This window comes from Streptomyces sp. col6 (assembly GCF_008042035.1).
GTDB lineage: Bacteria > Actinomycetota > Actinomycetes > Streptomycetales > Streptomycetaceae > Streptomyces.
In genome coordinates this window covers 1,144,598-1,164,184 of record NZ_RDBL01000013.1, presented here as the reverse complement: position 1 = coordinate 1,164,184, position 19,587 = coordinate 1,144,598, and the positions used below count along the sequence as shown (strand labels likewise).

At 73.5% G+C, this 19,587-nt stretch carries 18 protein-coding genes; 6 read left to right on the top strand and 12 right to left on the bottom strand.

The window, feature by feature from the left end; translation table 11 throughout:
- Positions 1-2 precede the first annotated feature (2 nt).
- Positions 3-986, top strand: coding sequence for a DMT family transporter (locus EAO73_RS21950; RefSeq protein WP_147973190.1), 984 nt, complete (start codon positions 3-5; stop codon positions 984-986).
- A gap of 45 nt (positions 987-1,031) precedes the next feature.
- Here the strand turns inward: EAO73_RS21950 and EAO73_RS21945 are convergent, their stop codons facing one another.
- The 7 genes from EAO73_RS21945 to EAO73_RS21915 all read right to left on the bottom strand — a co-directional run bounded on the left by EAO73_RS21945 (position 1,032) and on the right by EAO73_RS21915 (position 10,148).
- Positions 1,032-2,111 (bottom strand): Zn-dependent alcohol dehydrogenase, encoded by a 1,080-nt coding sequence (locus EAO73_RS21945; protein WP_147973189.1) that lies wholly within the window; start codon positions 2,109-2,111, stop codon positions 1,032-1,034.
- A gap of 62 nt (positions 2,112-2,173) precedes the next feature.
- Entirely contained in the window at positions 2,174-3,568 is a 1,395-nt protein-coding gene (locus EAO73_RS21940) for an aldehyde dehydrogenase family protein (protein ID WP_147973188.1), read from the bottom strand.
- 120 nt (positions 3,569-3,688) lie between these two features.
- On the bottom strand, positions 3,689-5,047 hold the full coding sequence (locus EAO73_RS21935; protein WP_147973187.1) for an ABC transporter ATP-binding protein: 1,359 nt from the start codon (positions 5,045-5,047) through the stop codon (positions 3,689-3,691).
- A 137-nt stretch (positions 5,048-5,184) separates the two neighbouring features.
- Positions 5,185-5,805, bottom strand: a complete 621-nt coding sequence (locus EAO73_RS21930; protein ID WP_147973186.1) for a TetR/AcrR family transcriptional regulator — start codon at positions 5,803-5,805, stop codon at positions 5,185-5,187.
- Positions 5,806-5,863: 58 nt separating this feature from the next.
- Complete coding sequence (locus tag EAO73_RS21925; RefSeq protein WP_147973185.1) at positions 5,864-7,174, bottom strand: hypothetical protein; 1,311 nt, start codon at positions 7,172-7,174, stop codon at positions 5,864-5,866.
- Positions 7,171-7,983: a hypothetical protein gene (locus EAO73_RS21920; RefSeq protein ID WP_147973184.1), complete on the bottom strand. Its 813-nt coding sequence runs from the start codon at positions 7,981-7,983 to the stop codon at positions 7,171-7,173. The genes EAO73_RS21925 and EAO73_RS21920 overlap by 4 nt, the downstream gene beginning before the upstream one ends.
- Positions 7,980-10,148: a right-handed parallel beta-helix repeat-containing protein gene (locus tag EAO73_RS21915; protein WP_147973183.1), complete on the bottom strand. Its 2,169-nt coding sequence runs from the start codon at positions 10,146-10,148 to the stop codon at positions 7,980-7,982. Before EAO73_RS21915 ends, EAO73_RS21920 begins: the two co-directional genes overlap by 4 nt.
- Positions 10,149-10,267: 119 nt before the next feature.
- Here EAO73_RS21915 and hmgA point away from each other — a divergent pair, with 119 nt between their 5' ends.
- The 3 genes from hmgA (at position 10,268) to EAO73_RS21900 (ending at position 13,854) form a co-directional block, all read left to right on the top strand.
- The gene (gene hmgA / locus EAO73_RS21910; protein WP_147973182.1) at positions 10,268-11,596 is read left to right on the top strand and encodes a homogentisate 1,2-dioxygenase; all 1,329 of its coding nucleotides are present in this window, start codon (positions 10,268-10,270) and stop codon (positions 11,594-11,596) included.
- A gap of 35 nt (positions 11,597-11,631) precedes the next feature.
- Positions 11,632-12,432: a GntR family transcriptional regulator gene (locus EAO73_RS21905; RefSeq protein ID WP_147973181.1), complete on the top strand. Its 801-nt coding sequence runs from the start codon at positions 11,632-11,634 to the stop codon at positions 12,430-12,432.
- A gap of 147 nt (positions 12,433-12,579) precedes the next feature.
- Positions 12,580-13,854, top strand: a complete 1,275-nt coding sequence (locus tag EAO73_RS21900; protein ID WP_412074909.1) for a type ISP restriction/modification enzyme — start codon at positions 12,580-12,582, stop codon at positions 13,852-13,854.
- A 50-nt stretch (positions 13,855-13,904) separates the two neighbouring features.
- Here the strand turns inward: EAO73_RS21900 and EAO73_RS21895 are convergent, their stop codons facing one another.
- From EAO73_RS21895 to EAO73_RS21880, 4 genes are all read right to left on the bottom strand, one after another.
- The gene (locus EAO73_RS21895; RefSeq protein WP_224756386.1) at positions 13,905-14,513 is read right to left on the bottom strand and encodes a TetR/AcrR family transcriptional regulator; all 609 of its coding nucleotides are present in this window, start codon (positions 14,511-14,513) and stop codon (positions 13,905-13,907) included.
- A 166-nt stretch (positions 14,514-14,679) separates the two neighbouring features.
- Entirely contained in the window at positions 14,680-14,943 is a 264-nt protein-coding gene (locus tag EAO73_RS21890; RefSeq protein ID WP_147973180.1) for a hypothetical protein, read from the bottom strand.
- Between the two features lie 185 nt (positions 14,944-15,128).
- Entirely contained in the window at positions 15,129-15,929 is an 801-nt protein-coding gene (locus EAO73_RS21885) for an SGNH/GDSL hydrolase family protein (RefSeq protein WP_191134163.1), read from the bottom strand.
- Between the two features lie 217 nt (positions 15,930-16,146).
- Positions 16,147-16,521 carry a GntR family transcriptional regulator gene (locus EAO73_RS21880; protein ID WP_147973179.1) on the bottom strand — a complete coding sequence of 125 codons (375 nt, stop codon included), beginning with the start codon at positions 16,519-16,521 and terminating at the stop codon, positions 16,147-16,149.
- Positions 16,522-16,590: 69 nt separating this feature from the next.
- Between EAO73_RS21880 and EAO73_RS21875 the strand changes: the two genes are divergently transcribed.
- The gene (locus EAO73_RS21875) at positions 16,591-17,511 is read left to right on the top strand and encodes a GNAT family N-acetyltransferase (protein WP_147973178.1); all 921 of its coding nucleotides are present in this window, start codon (positions 16,591-16,593) and stop codon (positions 17,509-17,511) included.
- Positions 17,492-17,989, top strand: coding sequence for a DUF402 domain-containing protein (locus tag EAO73_RS21870; RefSeq protein WP_147973177.1), 498 nt, complete (start codon positions 17,492-17,494; stop codon positions 17,987-17,989). Before EAO73_RS21875 ends, EAO73_RS21870 begins: the two co-directional genes overlap by 20 nt.
- A 49-nt stretch (positions 17,990-18,038) precedes the next feature.
- Here EAO73_RS21870 and EAO73_RS21865 read toward each other — a convergent pair whose 3' ends face one another.
- Positions 18,039-19,517 (bottom strand): trifunctional class I SAM-dependent methyltransferase/NUDIX hydrolase/VOC family protein, encoded by a 1,479-nt coding sequence (locus tag EAO73_RS21865; RefSeq protein ID WP_147973176.1) that lies wholly within the window; start codon positions 19,515-19,517, stop codon positions 18,039-18,041.
- Positions 19,518-19,587 lie beyond the last annotated feature (70 nt).

The following is a 19,587-nucleotide window of genomic DNA, read 5'->3' as shown; positions in this document are numbered from 1 at the left end:
CCATGACGACGCTCCCCTCGCCCGCCGCCGCGCCCCCGGCCCCCCGTGACTGGCGGGCCACGGCCGCCGCCTCCACCACCGTGGTCCTCTGGGCCTCCGCCTTCGTCTCCATCCGCAGCGCGGGCGACGCCTACTCCCCCGGCGCCCTGGCCCTCGGCCGGCTGCTGGCCGGCTCCCTGGCGCTGGGCACACTGCTGCTCGTACGCCGCGAGGGGCTGCCGTCCCGGGCCGCCTGGCCGGGGATCGCCTGGTCCGGGCTGCTGTGGTTCGGCCTGTACATGGTGGTGCTGAACTGGGGCGAGCAGCAGGTCGACGCGGGGACCGCCGCGATGGTCGTGAACATCGGGCCGCTGCTGATCGCGCTGCTCGGTGCCCGGCTGCTCGGCGAGGGGCTGCCGCGCCGGCTGGTGCTGGGCATGGCGGTGTCCTTCGCGGGCGCGGCGGTGGTGGGGCTCTCCATGTCGGGACACGGGGGTTCGTCGGTCCTGGGCGTGCTGCTGTGCCTGCTGGCGGCGGTGGCGTACGCGGGCGGGGTGGTCGGCCAGAAGCCGGCGCTGCGGCACGGATCGGCGCTCCAGATCACCACGTTCGGCTGCCTGGCCGGGACGGTGGCGTGTCTGCCGTTCTCCGGGGCGCTGGTCTCGGACGCCGCCGACGCGCCGCTGTCCGCGACGCTCAACATGGTCTACCTCGGGCTCTTCCCCACCGCGCTGGCCTTCACCACCTGGGCGTACGCCCTCGCCCGCACCACCGCCGGGCGGATGGGCGCCACCACCTACGCGGTCCCGGCGCTCGTGGTGCTGATGTCGTGGCTGCTGCTGGACGAGGTGCCCGCCCCGCTCACCGTCGGCGGCGGGCTGCTGTGCCTGGCCGGGGTGGCGGTCTCCCGGATGCGTCCGCGCACTGGTCCGACGCCGGGCGACCCGGCCCCGGCGGTGGAAGGCCCCCGTGATGACGCGGAAGCCCCGGCAGCGGACCGGAGCTGAGAAGCGGGGGCCGGCGAAGCCCGCCCGGCTGCCGCCGGACAGGCCCTAGAAGACCACCAGCGCCCGGCCGCCCCTGCCCGCGATCATGTGGTCGAAGGCGGCCGGGATGCCGTCCAGGCCGATCCGGTCGGTGACCATCATGGAGAGGTCGAAGCGGCCCGCCCCGATGTGGCCGGCCAGCACCGGCAGGTCGCGGGCCGGGTCGCTGTCGCCGTAGACGCAGCCGGTCAGGGTGCGGCCCCAGTGGAAGATCTCCAGCGCGTTGAAGGTGACCTGCTGGTCCTTGCCGCCGATACCGACGACCGTGGTGCGGCCGCCCCGGCGGGTGGACTCCCAGGCGGCGCGGATGGTGGCGGCCCGGCCCACGCACTCGACGGCCACGTCCGCGCCCTGCTTGCCGGTGAGCCCCCGGATCTCGCGGGGTGTGGTGTCCGAGGCGATCACGTAGTCGGTGGCACCCGCCCGGCGGGCCAGCTCCTCCTTCTCCGGGGAGACGTCCACCGCGATGATCTTCGAGGCGCCGGCGATCCGGGCGGACTGGAGCACGGCGAGCCCGACGCCGCCGATGCCGAAGACCACGACGGACTCGCCCGCGCGGACCCGGGCGCTGTGGTGGACCGCGCCGTATCCGGTGAGCACGGCGCAGCCCAGGAGCGCCGCGTCGGTGAGCGGGATGCCGTCCGGGGCGGGCAGCACGCAGTTCCCGGCGACGACGGTCTCCTCCGCGAAGGCGGCGACGTTGAGCCCGGGGTGCAGTTCGGTGCCGTCGGCCGTGCGGGCGTGCACGTTCGCCGCGCCGGCCAGGGCGTTCGAGCAGAGCCAGACCTCGCCGATGCCGCAGTGGTGGCAGCTGCCGCAGGAGGGGGCCCAGTTGAGGACGACGCCGTCGCCCGGGGCGACATGGGTGACGCCCTCGCCGACCGAGACGACGGTGCCGGCGCCCTCGTGGCCGAGGACGGCGGGGACGGGCACCCGCATCGTGCCGTTGGACAGCGAGAGGTCGGAGTGGCAGACCCCTGCGGCGGCGAGGCGGACGCGCACCTGGCCGGGGCCGGGCTCCGGCAGGACGATGTCGGTGATCTCCAGCGGAGCTCCGACGGCGGGCAGTACGGCGGCGCGGACCACGGACTGGCTCCTTGCTGATCGCTGTTCGGTGGGCGGTACGGGTCGGGTGGGCGGTACGGGGCTCAGAACTGGAGGGACTTGGTCTGGAGGTACTCGGCCAGGCCGTGCGCGCCGAGTTCGCGGCCGACGCCGGACTGCTTGTAGCCGCCGAAGGGCGCGAGCGGGTTGAACCGGCCGCCGTTGATGTCGACCTGGCCGGTGTCCATCCGGCGGGCGAAGGCGACGGCCGTCTCGTCGTCGGCGGCCCAGACGGCGCCCGCGAGTCCGTAGACCGTGCCGTTGGCGATGCGCAGCGCGTCGTCCTCGTCCTCGTACTTCAGGATCGAGACGACGGGGCCGAAGATCTCCTCCTGGGCGATCGTCATCTCCGGGGTGACGTCGGCGAAGACGGTGGGGCTGACGTAGTAGCCGGTGGACAGCGGGGCCTCGGGGCCGCCGGCGACGAGGCGGGCGCCCTCCTCGACGCCCTTCTCGATGTAGCCGCGCACCCGGGCCTGCTGCTTGGCGTTGACGAGGGGCCCGACGCGCTCGCCGGGCACGTACTTGGCGACGGCCGCCGCCGCGAGCGCCACGGCCTCCTCGTACCGCTCCGCGTCCACCAGCATCCGGGTCCAGGCGCTGCACGTCTGGCCGGAGTTGGACATCACGTTGGCGACGCCGACGCCGACCGCCTTGGCGAGGTCGGCGCCGGGCAGGATGACGCTGGCGGACTTGCCGCCCAGTTCCAGCGCGACGCGCTTGACGGCGCCGCCGGCGGTGGCGCCGATCTGCCGGCCGACCGCGGTGGAGCCGGTGAAGGAGACCAGGTCGACGCCCTCGTGCTCGGCCAGCGCCTGTCCGGCGACCGGCCCGAGGCCGGTGACCAGGTTGAAGACACCGTCGGGCAGTCCGGCCTCCGCGACGGCCTCGGCGAACAGCTGGGCGGTCAGCGGGGTGTCCTCGGCGGGCTTGAGGACGACCGTACAGCCGGCGGCCAGCGCGGGGGCGACCTTGGCGACGATCTGGTGCAGCGGGTAGTTCCACGGGGTGATCGCGCCGACGACGCCGACGGGCTCCAGGAACACCTTGGAGTTGCCGTGCCGCTCCTCGAAGACGTACGTGGCGGCGAGCTCGGCGTAGGTGCCGGCGACCAGGACCGGGAGGCCCGCGTGCACGGAGACGGCGAGCGCGGGCGGGGCGCCCAGCTCGGCGGTGACCGTCTCGGCGATCTCCTCGGCGCGGGTTCCCAGCACGTCGCGGAGCGCTGCGATGCGGGCGGCGCGCTCGGCGGGCGGGGTGGCGGCCCAGCCGGGGAAGGCGGCGCGCGCGGCCCGTACCGCGGCGTCGACGTCCTCGGCGGTGCCGGCCGGTACATGGGCGATGACCTGCTCGTCCGCCGGGTTCACGACCGCGATCGTGTCCGTTCCCGCGGCGGGCCGCCATGCGCCGCCGATGTACATACCGTCGTGGGCCTTCATCGCTGTTCCTCCCGGGCACGGTGACGGACGGGATCGTCCGCAGCCCAAACTAGCGCTGTTAGTTTTCGGGCGCCAGGGACTGTCCGGAGACCCCCGTCACGTGCCGTGCCCGGCACCGTCCTACATGTCCAGGCCGGGGACGTCCTTCGGCAGCGGGCAGATGCGGCGGCCCTGGTGGTCGAAGACGTACAGGTGCGCCAGGTCGACCAGGAGCGGCACCTGGCCGCCGGTGCGCAGCATCATGTCGGGCCCGGTCCGGACGACGAGGTCGCTGGCGGTGACGGCGGGGCGGTCCGGGCTGTGCACACCCGCCGGCAGGTCGTCGCTCTCCGGCGCCTCCAGTACGGCGACGGAGCCGCCGACGTAGGAGGTGGCGCGCTCCTTGATCCGCTCCAGCACCCCCGTACCGCCCTGGCCGCCGCGCCGCCTGCGCACGGAGGCGCGGTCGGCGCGGGCCGATTCCAGCTCCGGGACCACGGCGGGCCGTGAGCCGGTGTTGAGGTGGACCAGCGCCTCGTGGCCCTGGTACTCGACGTGCTCGACGATCCCGCTGAGCGCGACCTCGCCCGGCCGGGCCTGGCTGGGCGGGGCGATCCGGACCGCCTCCGAGCGCAGGCCCACGATGACCGGGCGGCCCTGCTGGATGCGCAGCAACTGGTGGTCGGGGCTGAGCGGTTCGGGCAGCGGGAGACGCTGGCGGCCCAGGTCGATCGACATCCGGCCCTCCAGGGGCGCGTGCACGACGGCCTGGAGGAGGTTGATCCTCGGGGTTCCGATGAACGCGGCGACGAACACGTTCTCCGGCAGGGCGTACACCTCGCGCGGCGGGCTGACCTGCTGGAGGACGCCACCGCGCATCACGGCGACCCGGTGGCCGAGCGACATGGCCTCGGCCTGGTCGTGGGTCACGTAGACGGTGGTGACGCCGAGTTCCTTGGTGAGCTGGGCTATCTCGGCGCGCAGGTGGTTGCGGAGCTTCGCGTCGAGGTTGGAGAGCGGCTCGTCCATGAGGAAGGCGGACGGCTGGCGCGAGATCGCCCGTCCCATGGCGACCCGCTGGCGCTCGCCGCCGGAGAGCTGACCGGGGAGGCGGTCGAGGATGCGCTCGATCCCGAGCATCCTGGCGGTGTTCTCGATGCGCTCGTTGTGGTCCTGGCGCGGGTTCTCCAGCTTCAGCGGGAAGCCGATGTTGGCCCGGTTGGTCATGGTCGGGTAGAGCGCGAAGTTCTGGAAGACCATGGCCATCCCGCGTTCGCGCGGGGTGAGGTGGTTGGCCGGTTCACCGTCGAGCAGCACCTCGCCCTCGGTGGTGTTCTCCAGGCCGGCGATCATGCGGAGCACGGTCGATTTGCCGCACCCGGAGGGGCCCAGCAGGACGACGAACTCCCCCGGGTCGATGGAGAGCGAGAGACGGTCGACGGCGCGCGGGGACCGTCCGTACGCCTTGCTGACGTTGTGCAGAGTGATGGCGCGAGTCATGTGTTCCGCCCGGGAGGGATGGTCAGGGAGCGGTGGGGAGCGGCAGCAGTGGCCTGAAATTAACCCACTACGCCCGGTGAGGGAATGACTCGCGCAAAGTTGGGTACGGCAGGGGGCGGTTCACAGCTTCGGGGTGATCAGTCGAGCCTTCGCGCGAGGTAGGCGTGGATGAGTACGCGGGTCTCGGTGACGATCGCGGGGTCGCCGGACGGATCGGTGCGGAAGGCGAGTTTGAGCAGCGCGTCGGCCGCCTCCACGCAGACGAGGATGGCGCGCAGCAGGTCCTCGTCGGCCTCCCGGCCCAGTTGTCCCGCGAGCAGTTCGGTGAGCCGGCCCGCGACCCGCTGGTTGGCGTCGTCGGCCGGGTCCTCGTCGGGGGCGGGGGCGCCGAAGTCGACGAGGGCGAAGCCGGGCACGGAGCGCTTCATCGCCAGGTACTCGTCGAGCACGGCGTCGATCGCGCCGCGCCAGTCGGCCGGTTCGATGGAGGTCAGGCGGGCGGTGATGCGTTCGGCGTAGCTGTCCAGGTTGCGCCGGGCCAGCGCGTCGGCGAGGGACCGCTTGTTGGAGAAGAAGCGGTAGACGGAACCGATGGGCACCCCGGCGCGTGCGGCCACCGCCCGGGTGGACAGCTGCTCGTAGCCGGTCTCGTCGAGGAGTTCGGCGCAGGCGTCGAGAATGCGGGCGAGGCGTTCGGCGCTGCGCTGCTGCACCGGGGTGCGGCGGAGGTTCGTGTTCGCGTGGGGCACGCCTTCCATGATGCCGTGGTCCTCCTCGGCGGACGGCGGGGGTGGGCCGCCCTAGGGCCGGCAGGCCCTAGGCGATGAGCAGCGCGAGACCTCCCACCGTGTACGCGATCATCAGGACGAGCAGCGGGAGTTGGCCGATGACGGCGCGCCGGGGCGGCATGAGCCGTACGGACCTGTCGTGCGCGGCGATGACCCCGAGGACGTGTCCGGTGACGATCGCGACGACCTGGAGGGTGGCGACGCCGCCGGGCCCCAGGGGCGGTTCGGGCACGGCGGGGCGGTCGGCGCCGGACGCCAGTGCCAGGGTGTGCGGGCCTTCGGTGGCGAAGAGCGTGAAGTAGTGGGCGACGAGGTAGCCGAGGGCGATGGGCACCAGGGAGTGGGCGAACGCGGTGAGCGGGTGGGGCAGGCCGCCGCAGACCAGCCGGGTGGCGCCGGCGCAGAGCGCGTACAGGGTGGCCACGAGGGCGACGGCGGCGAGGAGTCCGAGGGTGGCGGTGGTGGTACGGCCGAGTGCGGAGGTCTGCACGGTGGTGATCCAGCGCGGCGCGTCGGAGAAGCCGTCGTACGCGGTGGAGCCGAGCATCACGCAGACGGTGGCCACGAGTCCGGGGAGCCGGGGCGTGGCGTCGAGCCCGTTGAACGGGGAGCGGACGACGAGCCGTCCGTCGGCGGGGCGGCGGCCGAGGGGTGAGAGGCGGGCGAGCAGGCCGGAGTACACCTCGAAGGCGTCGGCGTGGTCGAACCAGTGGGCGCCGTACACCGCCGCGCCCGTCAGGTGGACGGCCGCGTAGACACCGAGGAACACCAGCAGGGCGGTGGGCGAGGCGGGATCGGGCGCGACGAGTTCGAGCCAGGTGAACGCGAGGAGTCCCGCAGCCGCGGGCCACACCCCCAGCTGTACGGGGAGGGAGCGGCCGGTCTCCGGGTCGCGTCCGGACACCCGGCATGCGAGGAGGTGCAGGGTGCGCAGCGGGTTGAGCAGGCGCCAGACGGGCCCGAGGAGCAGGGACGCGGGGACGAGCCCGACCCACAGGAGGACGTAGACCGCGCCGGGCGCCGGGTTGCGGTCCGGGCCGGCGGGCCCGAGGAGCAGCCACAGCACGACGAACAGCGCGGCGGCCAGGCCGAGCGCGTGGGCGGTGACCCGGGTGGCGCGGGCGTCGGCCGCGCGCCGGACGGCGGCCGGCAGCGGGCGGCCCGCGCGCTCGCCCGTGAACCGCGAGTCCGACCAGAGCAGGCCGAGTGCCAGGAACGAGACGAAGAGCGCGGCGAAGGCCCCCGCGAACGCGTAGAACGGCGAGAGCGGCAGATCGTGCTGGGCCCCGATGCCGTGGGCGAGGACGCGCACGGCACCGGGGGCGGGGGTGCCCGTCACCGGACGGCGAGCTGGGTCAGCAGCAGGTCCGACTCATGGGTCTCGACCTCGAAGAGGCCGGTGCGGTCGGCGGTGAAGGTGACCGTGACGGTCCGCCCGGCGGGCAGCTCCGCCTCCTTGTCGTAGCCGTGGACGTGCAGGGTGTCGTCGCGGTCGCTGCGCACCCGCAGGCGCACGGTGCGGCCCTTCTTGATCTCGGTGCGGCCCGGGGGCGGGCTGACCTTGCCTCCCTTGAGGGTGATGCCGACGGTGGTGGTGTTCTCGTCGGGCTGCTCCGCTCCGGCGCTCGCGGCGGCCTCGGTGAGCGTGGCGGCGGCCCTGACCGGGGTGGAGCCGACGGCCCAGGCGGTGTGGTCGTCGGCGTACAGCCCGGCGGTGAGCCGGGTGCCGCCCCCGGCCGCCCGGAGCAGCGACGTGGGGAGGTGGAACCAGGCGCCGTAGACCCGGGCCAGCGGGTGGCCGTCCAGGAAGAGCTGGGCGTGGCCGCGTCCGGCGAGCGCGGCGCCGCCCACGCTGTCCGGGGTGAACCGGAAGGCGCGCACGGTGAGGTGGACGTTCCAGCCGTCCTCCGAGTCGGGCCGGACGGCGACGCTCACCCCGGGCGCACCGTCGGCGTCGACCTGGCGGAGCCGGTGGCCGTTGCCGTCGTCGGCCTTCAGGAGGCGGCCGTTGCTGCCGGTGTCCTCGGCATGGCTGGTACCGGGCTTGTGGTGGGTGGTGGCCCTGCCCCCGCAGGCGCCCGCGCCGAGGGCGAGGACGGCGGCGGTGAACAGGGCGAGGGCGGTACGGGCGGGGCGGGCGCGGTTCATGAGGGGTCGCCTTCCGGTTCCGGTGCGGTGGCGTCGGTCTTCGCGGCGGGCGCCGGCACGGAAGGAGCGGCGGCGGGCGCCGGTACGGAAGGAGCGGCGGCGGGCGCGGGCTCCGGCGCCGCCGCGCCGTCCGGCCCCCTGTCGCCGGCGCCCCCGGCGCCCTCCGTGCCCCGCTCCCCGTGCCGGGCGGCGGCCACGACGGCCCAGACGACCCAGACCAGGCCGAGCAGCCCGCGTACCCAGGCCGGACTCAGCGGGATCCACGGGATCATGAACACGGCCTTGTCCAGCGCGTCGAGCAGCGTCAGCGCGCCCAGCACCACGGTCACCCAGCCGAACACCGGGCGCGCCGGGCGCAGAGCCAGGCCGATGCCGGTCCACCAGAGCCCGGTCAGCAGCAGCGCGAGGGCGGGCACATAGGTGGCGGCGAGGCCCATCGTCGATCCGGCGACGTCCAGGCCGAGGCCGATGAGGCCGATGACGGACGCGACGCTCGCGAGCCGGCTGTCCCGCAGCCGCCGCCACCACAGCACCCCGCCGACGAGCACGAGGACCACGGCGATGCCCAGGGCGGCCTGGACCTCGACGCGTTCGATACCGCGTGCCCCGTACCAGTCGCAGCCGGCCGGCAGCCTGCGGGCCCGTGCGTCGTAGTCGGCGCAGACCAGCAGCTGGGCGAGCTTGACGGGTTCGCCGACGAGCCGGTCGGTGCTGCCGGAGACCACGCCCCGCTTCTCGCCGCAGGCGGGCAGGGAGCGCGGGGTGGAGGCGCCGGTGTCGGACTGCCAGCAGTTGCCGTCGCCCTGGCCGTCCCACCAGACGTCGGTGCCGTTGGGCCGCGCCTTGCCGTTCCTGTCCTTGCCGAGGTGGTTGCCGGCGTAGCGGTTGTGGTGCGAGGTGTCGGTCTGCTTGCCGAGGGCGTTCTCGCCGCGGATGAAGGCGGGGACGGCGCTCAGGAAGAAGGCGGCGCGGTTCTGGCCGTAGATCCAGTTGTCCTCGTAGCGGTTCCAGTTGCCGCCGGCGGTGATGATGCCGGTGCCCGGGGGCATGGAGATCTGCGGGCAGACCACCCCGTCCTCGTACCCCCGCTCGGCGGGCGGCTTGGCGCAGGTGCCGTCGGCGACGTAGCGGTAGTAGTCGGCGTTGTTGTCGTGGATCAGGTTGCGTTCGAAGCGGGCGTGGTTCTGCGGGAGTCCGGGGTGGCCGGGGAAGGCGCTGTCCATCGAGGCGCCGCCCATGTTGTGGTCGAACTCGTTGTCGTGGACGTAGACGGAGTCGCCGGCGGTGCCGGAGTAGCCGACCATGCTGTGGTGGCTGTGGCAGCCGGTGATCTCGATCGAGTAGCGCGGGACGTCGTAGCCGTAGCCGTCGTTGATGTCGGAGGCGCTGCCCGGGTAGATGCCGGAGTCGCCGTTGCCGTAGGACTCGCAGTTCTTGTACAGCCCGTGGTCGCTGGCGAAGGTCAGGAAGCCGTACTCGTCGTTCCAGCGGGTCAGGACGTCGTCGATGACGAAGCCGTCCTGGGCCAGGACGTAGAGCGAGTTGAAGGTGGTGCGCTGGGCGGTGAAGTTCTTGAAGTAGATCCCGTCGGACTTGTCCGAGCGGATCGCGTTGAGCTTGCGGTACTTGGCGTCGATGACGACGTCCGTGCGCGCCGCGCCGGTGCCCTCGATCTGGAGGTCCTTCTTGCCGAGGATCGCCACCAGGTTCTGGTTGTGCGGGCACTTCGCCTGCTGGGCGTAGCTGAGAATCTGGTAGCCGAGCTGCGAGTCGGGGGCCTTCAGCCGGGTGCACGCGCCGGTGGGCTTCGGCAGCGACGGCTCCTCCTCGTAGAGGCCGGGCAGGATCGCGATGTTCTTCCCGGGTCCCGTGACCGCGTCGACCGCCTGCTGGAGGTGGCGGTAGCCGGACTTCCGGCACCGTTCGAAGAGCGTCAGGTTCCTGGCCTTCAGGGCGGCCGGGAATCCGGAGATCCGGCGCTCGAAGTCGGCCCGGTCGGTCTTGCAGACCAGGAGATCGGGCTCTCCGGTGCGGTACACGGGGACGCTGCCGGTGCCGTCGGGCAGGGTGACCGGCCGTTCCTCGTGCGCCTGGGCGGCGGGGGCCGCGAGAAGGGCGGCGACGAGCGCCGCCAGGACCACCAGAAGTCTTCGTGTCCACGACATGTGGCGGAGAGTAGAGCATTGTTCAGCTTTTTGAACCCCTTCTGCACGACGAATGCCGTTGACTCGCCCCGCTTCCATTCCTACGGTTGTGCATAGGATTCCTTCGGACGGGAGCGCACATGGGCGGCAAAGAGCAGGCGAGGAAGACGGCGGAGGGGCTTGAGTACTCCTCCGGGTTCGGCAACGAGCACAGCTCGGAGGCAGTGCCGGGAGCGCTCCCGCACGGCCGCAACTCCCCGCAGCGCGCCCCGCTGGGGCTGTACGCGGAGCAGCTGAGCGGTTCGGCGTTCACCGAGCCGCGCGCCCACAACCACCGCAGCTGGCTCTACCGCATCCGCCCCTCGGCGGCCCACCCCCCGTTCGTCCGCATCGGCAACGCCGCGCTGCGCACCGCCCCGTTCACCGAGACCGTGCCCGACCCGAACCGGCTGCGCTGGGACCCGCTCCCGGACCCCCTGCCCGGCACGGACTTCGTCTCCGGCCTCTGGACCCTGGGCGGCAACGGCGACGCGGCGCAGCGCAGCGGCATGGCCGTGCACCTGTACCACGCCGACACGTCCATGACGGACCGGGTGTTCAGCGACAGCGACGGCGAGCTGCTGATCGTCCCCCAGCACGGCGGGCTCCTCCTGCGCACCGAACTGGGCCTGCTGCGCGCCGAGCCCGGCCATGTCGCCCTGATCCCGCGCGGCGTCCGCTTCCGCGTCGAGCTGCTGGACGGGACCGCGCGCGGGTACGTCTGCGAGAACTACGGCCGCCCCTTCGTCCTCCCGGACCTCGGCCCGATCGGCGCCAACGGCCTGGCCAACGCACGGGACTTCCTGGCCCCGGTCGCCGCGTACGAGGACGTGGAGCGGCCGGTCGAGGTGATCAACAAGTACTGCGGCAACCTCTGGGCCGCGACCTACGACCACTCCCCGCTCGATGTCGTCGCCTGGCACGGCAACCACACCCCGTACGTCTACGACCTGCACCGTTTCAACGTCATCGGCTCGATCAGCTACGACCACCCGGACCCGTCGATCTTCACGGTGCTGACCTCACCGTCGGACACACCGGGCCTGGCCGGGGTCGACTTCGTGGTGTTCGCGCCGCGCTGGCTGGTCGGTGAGGACACCTTCCGCCCGCCGTACTTCCACCGCAACGTGATGAGCGAGTACATGGGCCTGATCGAGGGCGCGTACGACGCGAAGACGGCCGGAAAGGGCGGCTTCGTGCCCGGCGGCGGCTCGCTGCACACCATGATGTCCGCGCACGGCCCGGACCGGGAGACCTTCGACCGGGCCAGCGCGGCCGAGCTGAAGCCGCAGAGGATCGACGACGGCCTGGCCTTCATGTTCGAGACGCGCTGGCCGGTCATCACGACCGCGCAGGCGGCGACGGCGGACCATCTGCAGCACGGCTACGACGACGTGTGGCAGGGTCTGAGCCGCAACTTCAGGCCGTGACAGGCCCCGCCAGGCCCTAGGGCCGGCCACGACGCATGCAGGAGAACCAGGTGCCGCAGCCCGCTCCGAACAGCCCCGCGCCCGGGGGCGGCGCCTTCGCGCCCGACTCGCTGGTCCTGAACCGCAAGCTGCCGCTGTGGTACCAGGTCTCGCAGTCGCTGCGGGCGTCGATACTCGGCCGCTCCCCCGACTCCACACTCCGGCTGCCCACCGAGGAGCAGCTCGCGGCGCACTACGGGGTCAGCGTCCTCACCATGCGCCAGGCCCTCAAGGAGCTGGAGACGGAGGGCCTGATCAGCCGGCACCGGCGGCGCGGCACGTTCATCGAGCCGCGCGCCCGCCGGGGCTCGCCGGTCCGGCTGCTCGGCTCGATCGACGCGATCGTCGCCCAGCAGTCGGGCGAGCGCAGCACCCTGCTCGACCACGGCCCGGTGCCGGTGCCGGGCGAGGTGGCCGAGCACTTCCCGGGCTGCGCCGAGGTCGTCGGCTACCGCCGGCTGCGGTGCGAGGGGACGACCGGCGAGCCGACCAACTGGGCGCAGAACTGGGTGCACCCGGAGGTCGCGGCGCACCTCGACCCGGCGGACCTCGACCGGTGGCCGATGACCAAGGTGCTGCGCGACCGGGTCGGCGTCCCGATCTCCCGGATCACCGACACCGTCGAGGCCCGCCTCGCCGACCCGGCCACCGCCGAACTGCTGGGCGTCCCGCTGCTGAGCCCGATCCTGTACTACACGGGCGTGACGTACGACGAGGACGGCCGGGTGGTCGACGTGGCGCAGATCCGCTACCGGGGCGACCGGTTCTCGTTCTCGGTGACGGTGGACGCGCACTGACGGCGGACGCGCACGAAAGGTGGACCGGCGCTGGCAGTGGACCCGCGCCGACGGTGGACGCGCACCGACGGTGGACGCGCACCGATCGCGCGGGGGCGCCCGCGGCCGGCCGGGCGCCCTGCCGCCGTCCCCGTCGCCGCCGTTACGATGCCGGGGAAGGCGGCGGGCGTGGCAGGCGGGGAGGGCGACACGGTGGCAGCACCGGCAGCGGCCGGGTCCGGCGAGGGCCCGCGCGGCCCCCTTCTGGACGACCTCATGCCCTGGTCCGTACGCCCGCTGCGCACCGGACGCCCCTGGGTGACCGCCGCCGACGCGACGTCCCTCCGCACCCGCTGGGACCGGCTCGTACGGGCGTCCGGCGAGGAGCGCGAGCGGCTGTTCGCCCCGACCCGTGCCCGTACGCAGCTCAGCGCCGTGGCCGCGCTGCCCGGACGGTCCGGTGGTACCGGCCGCTTCGCCCGGGAGACAGGCCCGTGCCCGGAGCCGGTGCGGGTCCTGCACGGCCCGTTCGACGAACAGTGGCTGCTCCCCGACCACCGCCTGATCGACGTGGCCCGGCCCGAGCTGTGGCGGGTCGCCGACGACCGGCAGCTCTTCCTCGTCGAGCACGGCCGGGTGCCGAACGATCCGGGCCCCGCCGTGTCGGTGACGGCGCTGCTGCCCGACGGCCACTCCCCCGCCGGGCGCCCCGGCCGCGTCCGCCCGCTGTACCGCCGCCCCGGCGGCCTCGAACCCAACCTCGCCCCGGGCCTGCTCCCGGCCCTGCGGGCGCGGTACGGGGAGACGGTCAACGCGGAGTCGGTGCTCGCCTGGATCCTGGCGGCGGCCCGTTCCTCACCGGCCGGCTGCGTGGTGCCGCTCCCGGCGGACGCCGCGCGCTGGGCGGACGGGGTCGAGCTGGGCCGTGAGCTGCTGCGGCTCCAACTGCGCGGGGCGCGCGGGACGGAGCGTCCCCGGCTGCCGGGCGGGCAGCGCCCCTATGTGCGGGCCGCCGTCCCGCCGGACCCGGCGCCGCTGTCGTACGACGCCGAGGAGCGGGTGCTGGGTCTCGGCACCGGCCGCGTCTCCCCGGTGCCCGCCGGTGCTTGGGAGTTCCGGGTGAGCGGGGTGCGGGTGCTGGAGCTGTGGTTCGAACGCCGGACGGCGGCTCCCGGGCCGGCGGGCCTGGAGGCGGTGCGACCGCGTGCCTGGCTCCAGGAGTGGACCTCGGAGCTGCTGGAGCTGATCACGCTGCTCGCCCTGCTCGCCGAACTGCGGCCCCGGCAGGAGGAGCTGGCCGACGCGCTCGCGGCGGGACCGGACACCGGCGTCGAGGAGCTGCGCGCGACGGGGGTGCTGCCGGTGGCGGAGGCGGCGCGGCGGCCCGCGTCGGTGCTGGACCACCAGGAGGAGGGCCCGGAGGGGCAGTTCGCGCTGCTGTGAGACGCGGCCCCGGGAAGGGGCCTGTCCGCCGGATCTTCGCGGGACAGTCCCTAGTCGCAGAGCGTGACGGGCCGGTCCAGCGCTCCCAGCAGGCGGACGAAGCCGGATTCCAGGAACGCGCCCAGCTCGTCGAGGGCGTCCGGGTCCTCCAGCGGCCAGCCGGTGACGGCCTCCTCGGCGAAGGCGAGCCAGGCCCGGGTGGCGAGGGTCAGCCGGCGCGTCTGCGGCATCCCGAGCCGCCGCTGCCCCTCCTCCACCCGGCGGGCGAGGGTGGCGCGAGTGGCCTCGACGATGTCCTCGACGGCGGGGTGGCTGCCCGCGGCGCCCCGGACGAGGGCGCGGTAGACCTTGCGGCGCCCGGTCACGTACGCGACGAAACCGGCGATGAACGCGCGCATCCAGGCGACGGGGTCCAGCGAGGCGTCCGGTTCCGTGGCGGCGGCGAAGTCGTCGCACTCCTGGCGCACCACGGACCGGTAGAAGTCGCGCTTGGAGTCGAAGTAGTGGAAGAGCAGGCCCCTCGATATGCCCGCGCGGCGGGCCACGGCGTCGGTGGACAGCTCGTCCAGGGAGCAATCGGCGAGCATGTCCACGCCAATCGCCACCAATTGCGCCCTCCGCTCGTCGGGGTGCAGACGCGCGGCTCGCTTCTCGGGCATGCGCACAGTGTAGAAGTAGTTCGGCACCGAATTACCTCGGCACCCGGGCGGGCCCCGTCGGACACGGTGCGTAACCGGGCGCGGACACGGCGACGCGCCACTGCCGGCTCCGGGGATGACGGAAGAGCGGGCAGCAGCGCGATGCGTGGACCAGGGCGCCGTCGGGTCAGCGGCGGCTGCCGAAGAGCGATCGTCGCAGCCGCCGCAGCGGCGCGAAGAGCGAGACCCGTGCACTTCTGCTGCGCCGGGTGTGTCCGGCGTCGCGCGAGGTCAGCTCGCGCATCAGCAACGTCGCCTCAGCGGACTCGCGCTGCGGGACGACGGGGCCGCCCAGCACCGCGAGATGACGGTCGAGGCGCGAACTCGTCGCGCTGCTCCCGCATGTAATGGCAGGCACGCGCGCCCTGCTGCGCACCGTTATCTGTTCCATGTCACTCCCCACCCGTACGAGGGCACTCGGCCCCGGGCAGGTTAACCCTATCGCCTGCCACCGACACTCGTGTATCCCGGGCGCGGGATTGCGCACACATATACAGAGGTTGACGAACCGTCGGTGAATCCACGTGATTCCGGGGCGACTTGACGGGCGCGCCCCTCCCGGGGCGCGCCACCGCCCTAGTCGAGCGCGTTCAGGACCGGCAGGTAGCCACCGGACTGCCCGGCGGCGAAGGGGTGGTACGACTCGCCGATGTTCAGCCAGTTGAGGCTGTGCAGCCAGGCGCTTCCCGAGCAGATCTCGTGCCCGGTGAACGCGCTGGTGACATCGCCGAAGCTGAAGCCGTGGCCGGCCGCGCGCTTGGCGGTGGCGGCGTTGAGGTAGTCGGCGGCGCCGTTGATGGCGCTGCGCACCTTGTCGCTGAGCCCGACGACACAGCTGCCGCCGATCTTGTAGAAGCGCGGGTAGCCGAGGACGACGACATGGGCGGAGGGCGCCTTGGCCTCGATCGCGTCGTACACCGAGTTCAGCTTGCCGGGCAGCGTGGTGTCCACGTAGCTGCGGGCGGTCGCGATGCGGTTGAGGCAGGTGGACTCCGACTGGAGCACACAGGTCGTCATGACGTCGGAGAATCCGGCGTCGTTGCCGCCGATGGAGATCGAGACGAGGTCGGTCGAGGAGTTCAGCGGTCCGAGCTGATTGGCGAGCACGTCGCCGGTGCGCGCCCCGGAACAGGCCGTGAAGGAGAAGGAGGCCGGCGAGTGGGCGGCGGCCCAGAGGGAGGGATAGGCGAGGGTGCTGCGCTTGCAGTCACCGCTGGAGCCGATGTAGCTCCCGGAGCCGACACCCGAGGAGTACGAGTCACCGAGGGCGACGTAGTCGACGGACGGTGCGGCGTTCGCGGTGGCCGCCCCTGTCAGGGCGATGACCGCGCCGAGCAGGAGCGAGGACGAGAATGCCACAAGTCTGGACAATTTCACGGAATCTCCCTTGGACCGACCGGCAGGATCTCTGCCTACTCATAAGTAGCAGCGCGGACGGGCTTTCCGGAAGTGTTCATGCCAAGTCGAACGGATGAGCTTACGGCGACGGCGCCATGACGGCCGGTCAGCCGGTCGGCCCGGGGCTCATGAGCCGGGAGATACGGTCCGGGACCCGGGCGGACACACCGGGCCGGTTCCCTGCCGGGCCGTCACCTCAGTCCCCGAAGACCGCCCGCACCGCGTCCTGGGCCAGTTCCAGGGAGCGGGCCCGGGAGAGGCCGAGGCGGCGGGCCTGTTCCGCGTACTCCCGGGCCGCCGCGGCGGCATGGCGGTCGGCGGTGTCGCCCGCGGCGGCGACGAACGTGCCGTTGCGGCCGCGGGTCTCGATGACGCCGTCCGCCTCCAGCGCCCGGTACGCCTTGGCGACCGTGTTGGCGGCGAGGCCCAGCTCCTCGGCGAAGCCGCGTACCGTCGGGAGCCGGTGACCGACCGGCAGCACGCCGGAGCGGGCCTGTTCGGAGATCTGCGCGCGCACCTGCTCGTACGGAGCGATGCCGGAATCCGGGTCCACGGTGATGTTGGGGGTCACGGGGCGATTGTCCCCCACCGGCGGAAAATGGGAGGCGAGCGGGGCGGGGGCGTCGGTACGGTCCGGCGCATGACTGTCATCGTGCGCGACTTCCGCCCCGCCGACGCCGAGGCGTGGGTCCGGGTGCGGCGCGCCGCTCTGCCCTACATGATCATCACGCCGGAGCAGGCGGTCTTCGAGCTGACCGGTGCTCCGGCCGGACGGCGGTACCGGATGCTGGTCGCCGAGGAGAACGGCGAGGTCATCGGGACGGCGCAGGTGGGTCTGGCGCACGAGAGCCCCGAGCCGGGGCAGGCGTTCTGCAATCCGTACACCCACCCGGAGCGCACCGGCCGGGGCGCGGGCACGCTGCTGCTGCGGACCGCCGAGGAGTATCTGGCCCTGGCGGGCGCGGCCTCGGTGCACACCTGGGTGCTGGACACCCCGGGCAACCGGGCCTTCGCCACGAAGCACGGCTACGAGCCGAGCCGGCCGGCCCACTTCCTCCATCTGGACCTGGCGAACGGCTCGCTGCCGCCCCGTCAGGAGCCGCCGGCCGGTGTCGAGCTGCGGACGGCCGCCGACTTCGCCGACGACCCGCGCCCGCTCTTCGAGGCGGACGCCGAGACCACGGCGGACGAGCCCAGCGACACGCCCGCCCGGCTCGACGACTACGAGGAATGGCTCACCGAGACCTGGGGCGACCCCGGTCTGGACCGCCGCCTCACCTCGGTCGTGGTGGCCGACGGCGAGGTGGCGGCCTTCAGCGCCGCGCGGACCGACGGGGTGGACCGCTACTGGTCGGGGATGACGGGCACCCGGCGGGCCCACCGGAACCGCGGCCTCGCCAAGCTCGCGAAGAACGACTCGCTGCACCGGGCGCGCGCCGCCGGGTACACCGACGCCTATACCGGGAACGACGCCGGCAACGGTCCGATGCTGGCCATCAACCGCTGGTTCGGCTACGAGATCTGTGCCACGGAGGTACGCCATGTCCGCAGGCTCGGCTGACGCCGGTCTGACCGTCGTCCTGGTCAAGGCCGGGAAGACCAAGATCAGGTATCCGGCGGCCCTGGTCGCCGACAACGGCACCCGGGTGACCGTGCGGGCGCCCTGGGCCGCCCCGGGCGTGCGCGACTTCGGCTTCGTCCGCTTCGAGCCGGGCGACGTCTTCACCGAGCACTACTGGCGCGACGCCTGGTTCGCGGTGAAGGAGGTCCGCACGGGCGCAGGCGAACTCAAGGGCTGGTACTGCGACGTGACCCGGCCGGCCGTGCTGCGGGACGGCGAACTGGTCGTCGAGGACCTGGACCTCGACCTGTGGGTGTCGGCCGACCGCGCGGAGATCCTGCGGCTGGACGAGGACGAGTTCGCGGCGAGCGGCCTGGCCGGGCGTGACCCGGAGGCGGCGGAGGCCGCCGTGTCGGCGCTGGACGGGCTGGAGCGGCTGGCCCAGTCGGCGGACGGCCTCGCCCCGCTGCTGGCCTGAGGGCGCGGGCCGGGCCGGGCTGCCGGAGCCCGGCCCGGCCGACGCCCTCTCAGCGCACCACCAGCTCCACCTCGTACCCCGCCGCGTCCTCCAGGTAGGCGGCCACGCAGTCCTCACCGCCCGCGTGCGGATGGCGGTCCGCGAAGAGCAGCCGCCAGCCGTGGTCCGGGGCCCGGTCCACCAGGGCGTCCAGGGCGGCCCGGTGCTCCACGTGGAACGCCAGGTGGTTGAGGCCGGGGCTGCGCCGCTCGTGCGCACCCGGGGCCAGATCGGGCGACTGCTCGATCACCACATAGGTGTCCCCGCGCCGCCAGCTGCGCCCGTGCGCCCACTCCTGGTACGGGACATGGCCCAGCTCACCGAGGAGCCAGTCCCAGCCCGGCACGGCCGCCGCCAGGTCGGGCACCCACAGCTCGATGTGGTGGACCCGCCCGGTGCGGGTCCCGCCGGACGGCAGCGCCACCGCCCGGCGCTCGCCCTGCGGTTCGTACCCGATCGGGTCGCCGTCCTCGTGCCAGTGGATCAGGAAGCGCTCCCCCGCCCGGTAGCCGTCGAGCCCCGCGCGGCAGTACGCGACCATGTCGTCCGGGAGGGCGTCCAGCGCATACCAGGCCAGCTCGGAGCACTTGTCGGGTTCGCGGTTGTACGGGGGCCGCGTCCGGTCGTACGCCGCTTCGAAGAACCAGCCGGTCCGCGGGTTGCCGCCGGGGCCCCGGTGCTGCATGACCAGGGCCACGCGCAGCTCCTCCGGGTCGAGGTCGAGACCGATCTCCTCGGCCGCCTCCCTGATCAGCGCCTGCCGCACGTCCTCGCCGTCCTCCACATGGCCGGACGGGGCGTGCAGCAGTCCGTCCGCGTAGCCCGTGCCGGCCCGGCGGGCGAGCAGGACGTCGTCGCCGCGGCGGAGGATCAGGTGCACGTCGACGACCTCGGTGTGCCGGCGCGGCCGGTGCACGCGGGCGACCAGGGCGTAGCGCTCGTCGTCGACGTCCTTGCCCCACAGGTCGCGGTCGCCGGAGAGCCGTTCGTGGTGGACGCGCTCGGTGAGCGGGGCGAGCAGCGAGGTGAGGTGCTCGGCGGAGAGTCCGTCGCCGTCCCACACGCCTTCCACCAGGACCAGCCTGCCGCCGGGGCGCAGGAGTCCGGCCCAGTGGCGCAGGACGGCCGCCGGGTCCGGCAGCAGCCACACCACGTGCCGGGCGAGGATCACGTCGAATCTCCGGTCGCCGACGGGCGGCCGGGCCGCGTCCCCCACCAGCACCCGCGCCTGTGTGCCGGCCAGCTTGGCGCGGGCCCGCTCCGCCATGCGCGGCGCGCTGTCCACGGCGGTGAGCCGATGGCCCTGGCCGGCCGCGAGCAGGGCGAGGCTCCCCGTACCGCAGCCGAGGTCGAGCACATCGGAGGGCTCCGGGGGCAGCCAGCTCTCCAGCCGCCGCGCCCAGGCGCTGCGGACCACGGGGTCGAGCAGCCCGTGATCGGCCTCCTCGTCGAAGGAGGCGGCGGCGGAGTCCCAGTCGGTCGTCGTCATGATCCGATCGTGCCAGCCGCCACTGACAATGCCGCTGCCCCGGCGAGGAGGGACCTCGCCGGGGCAGGGC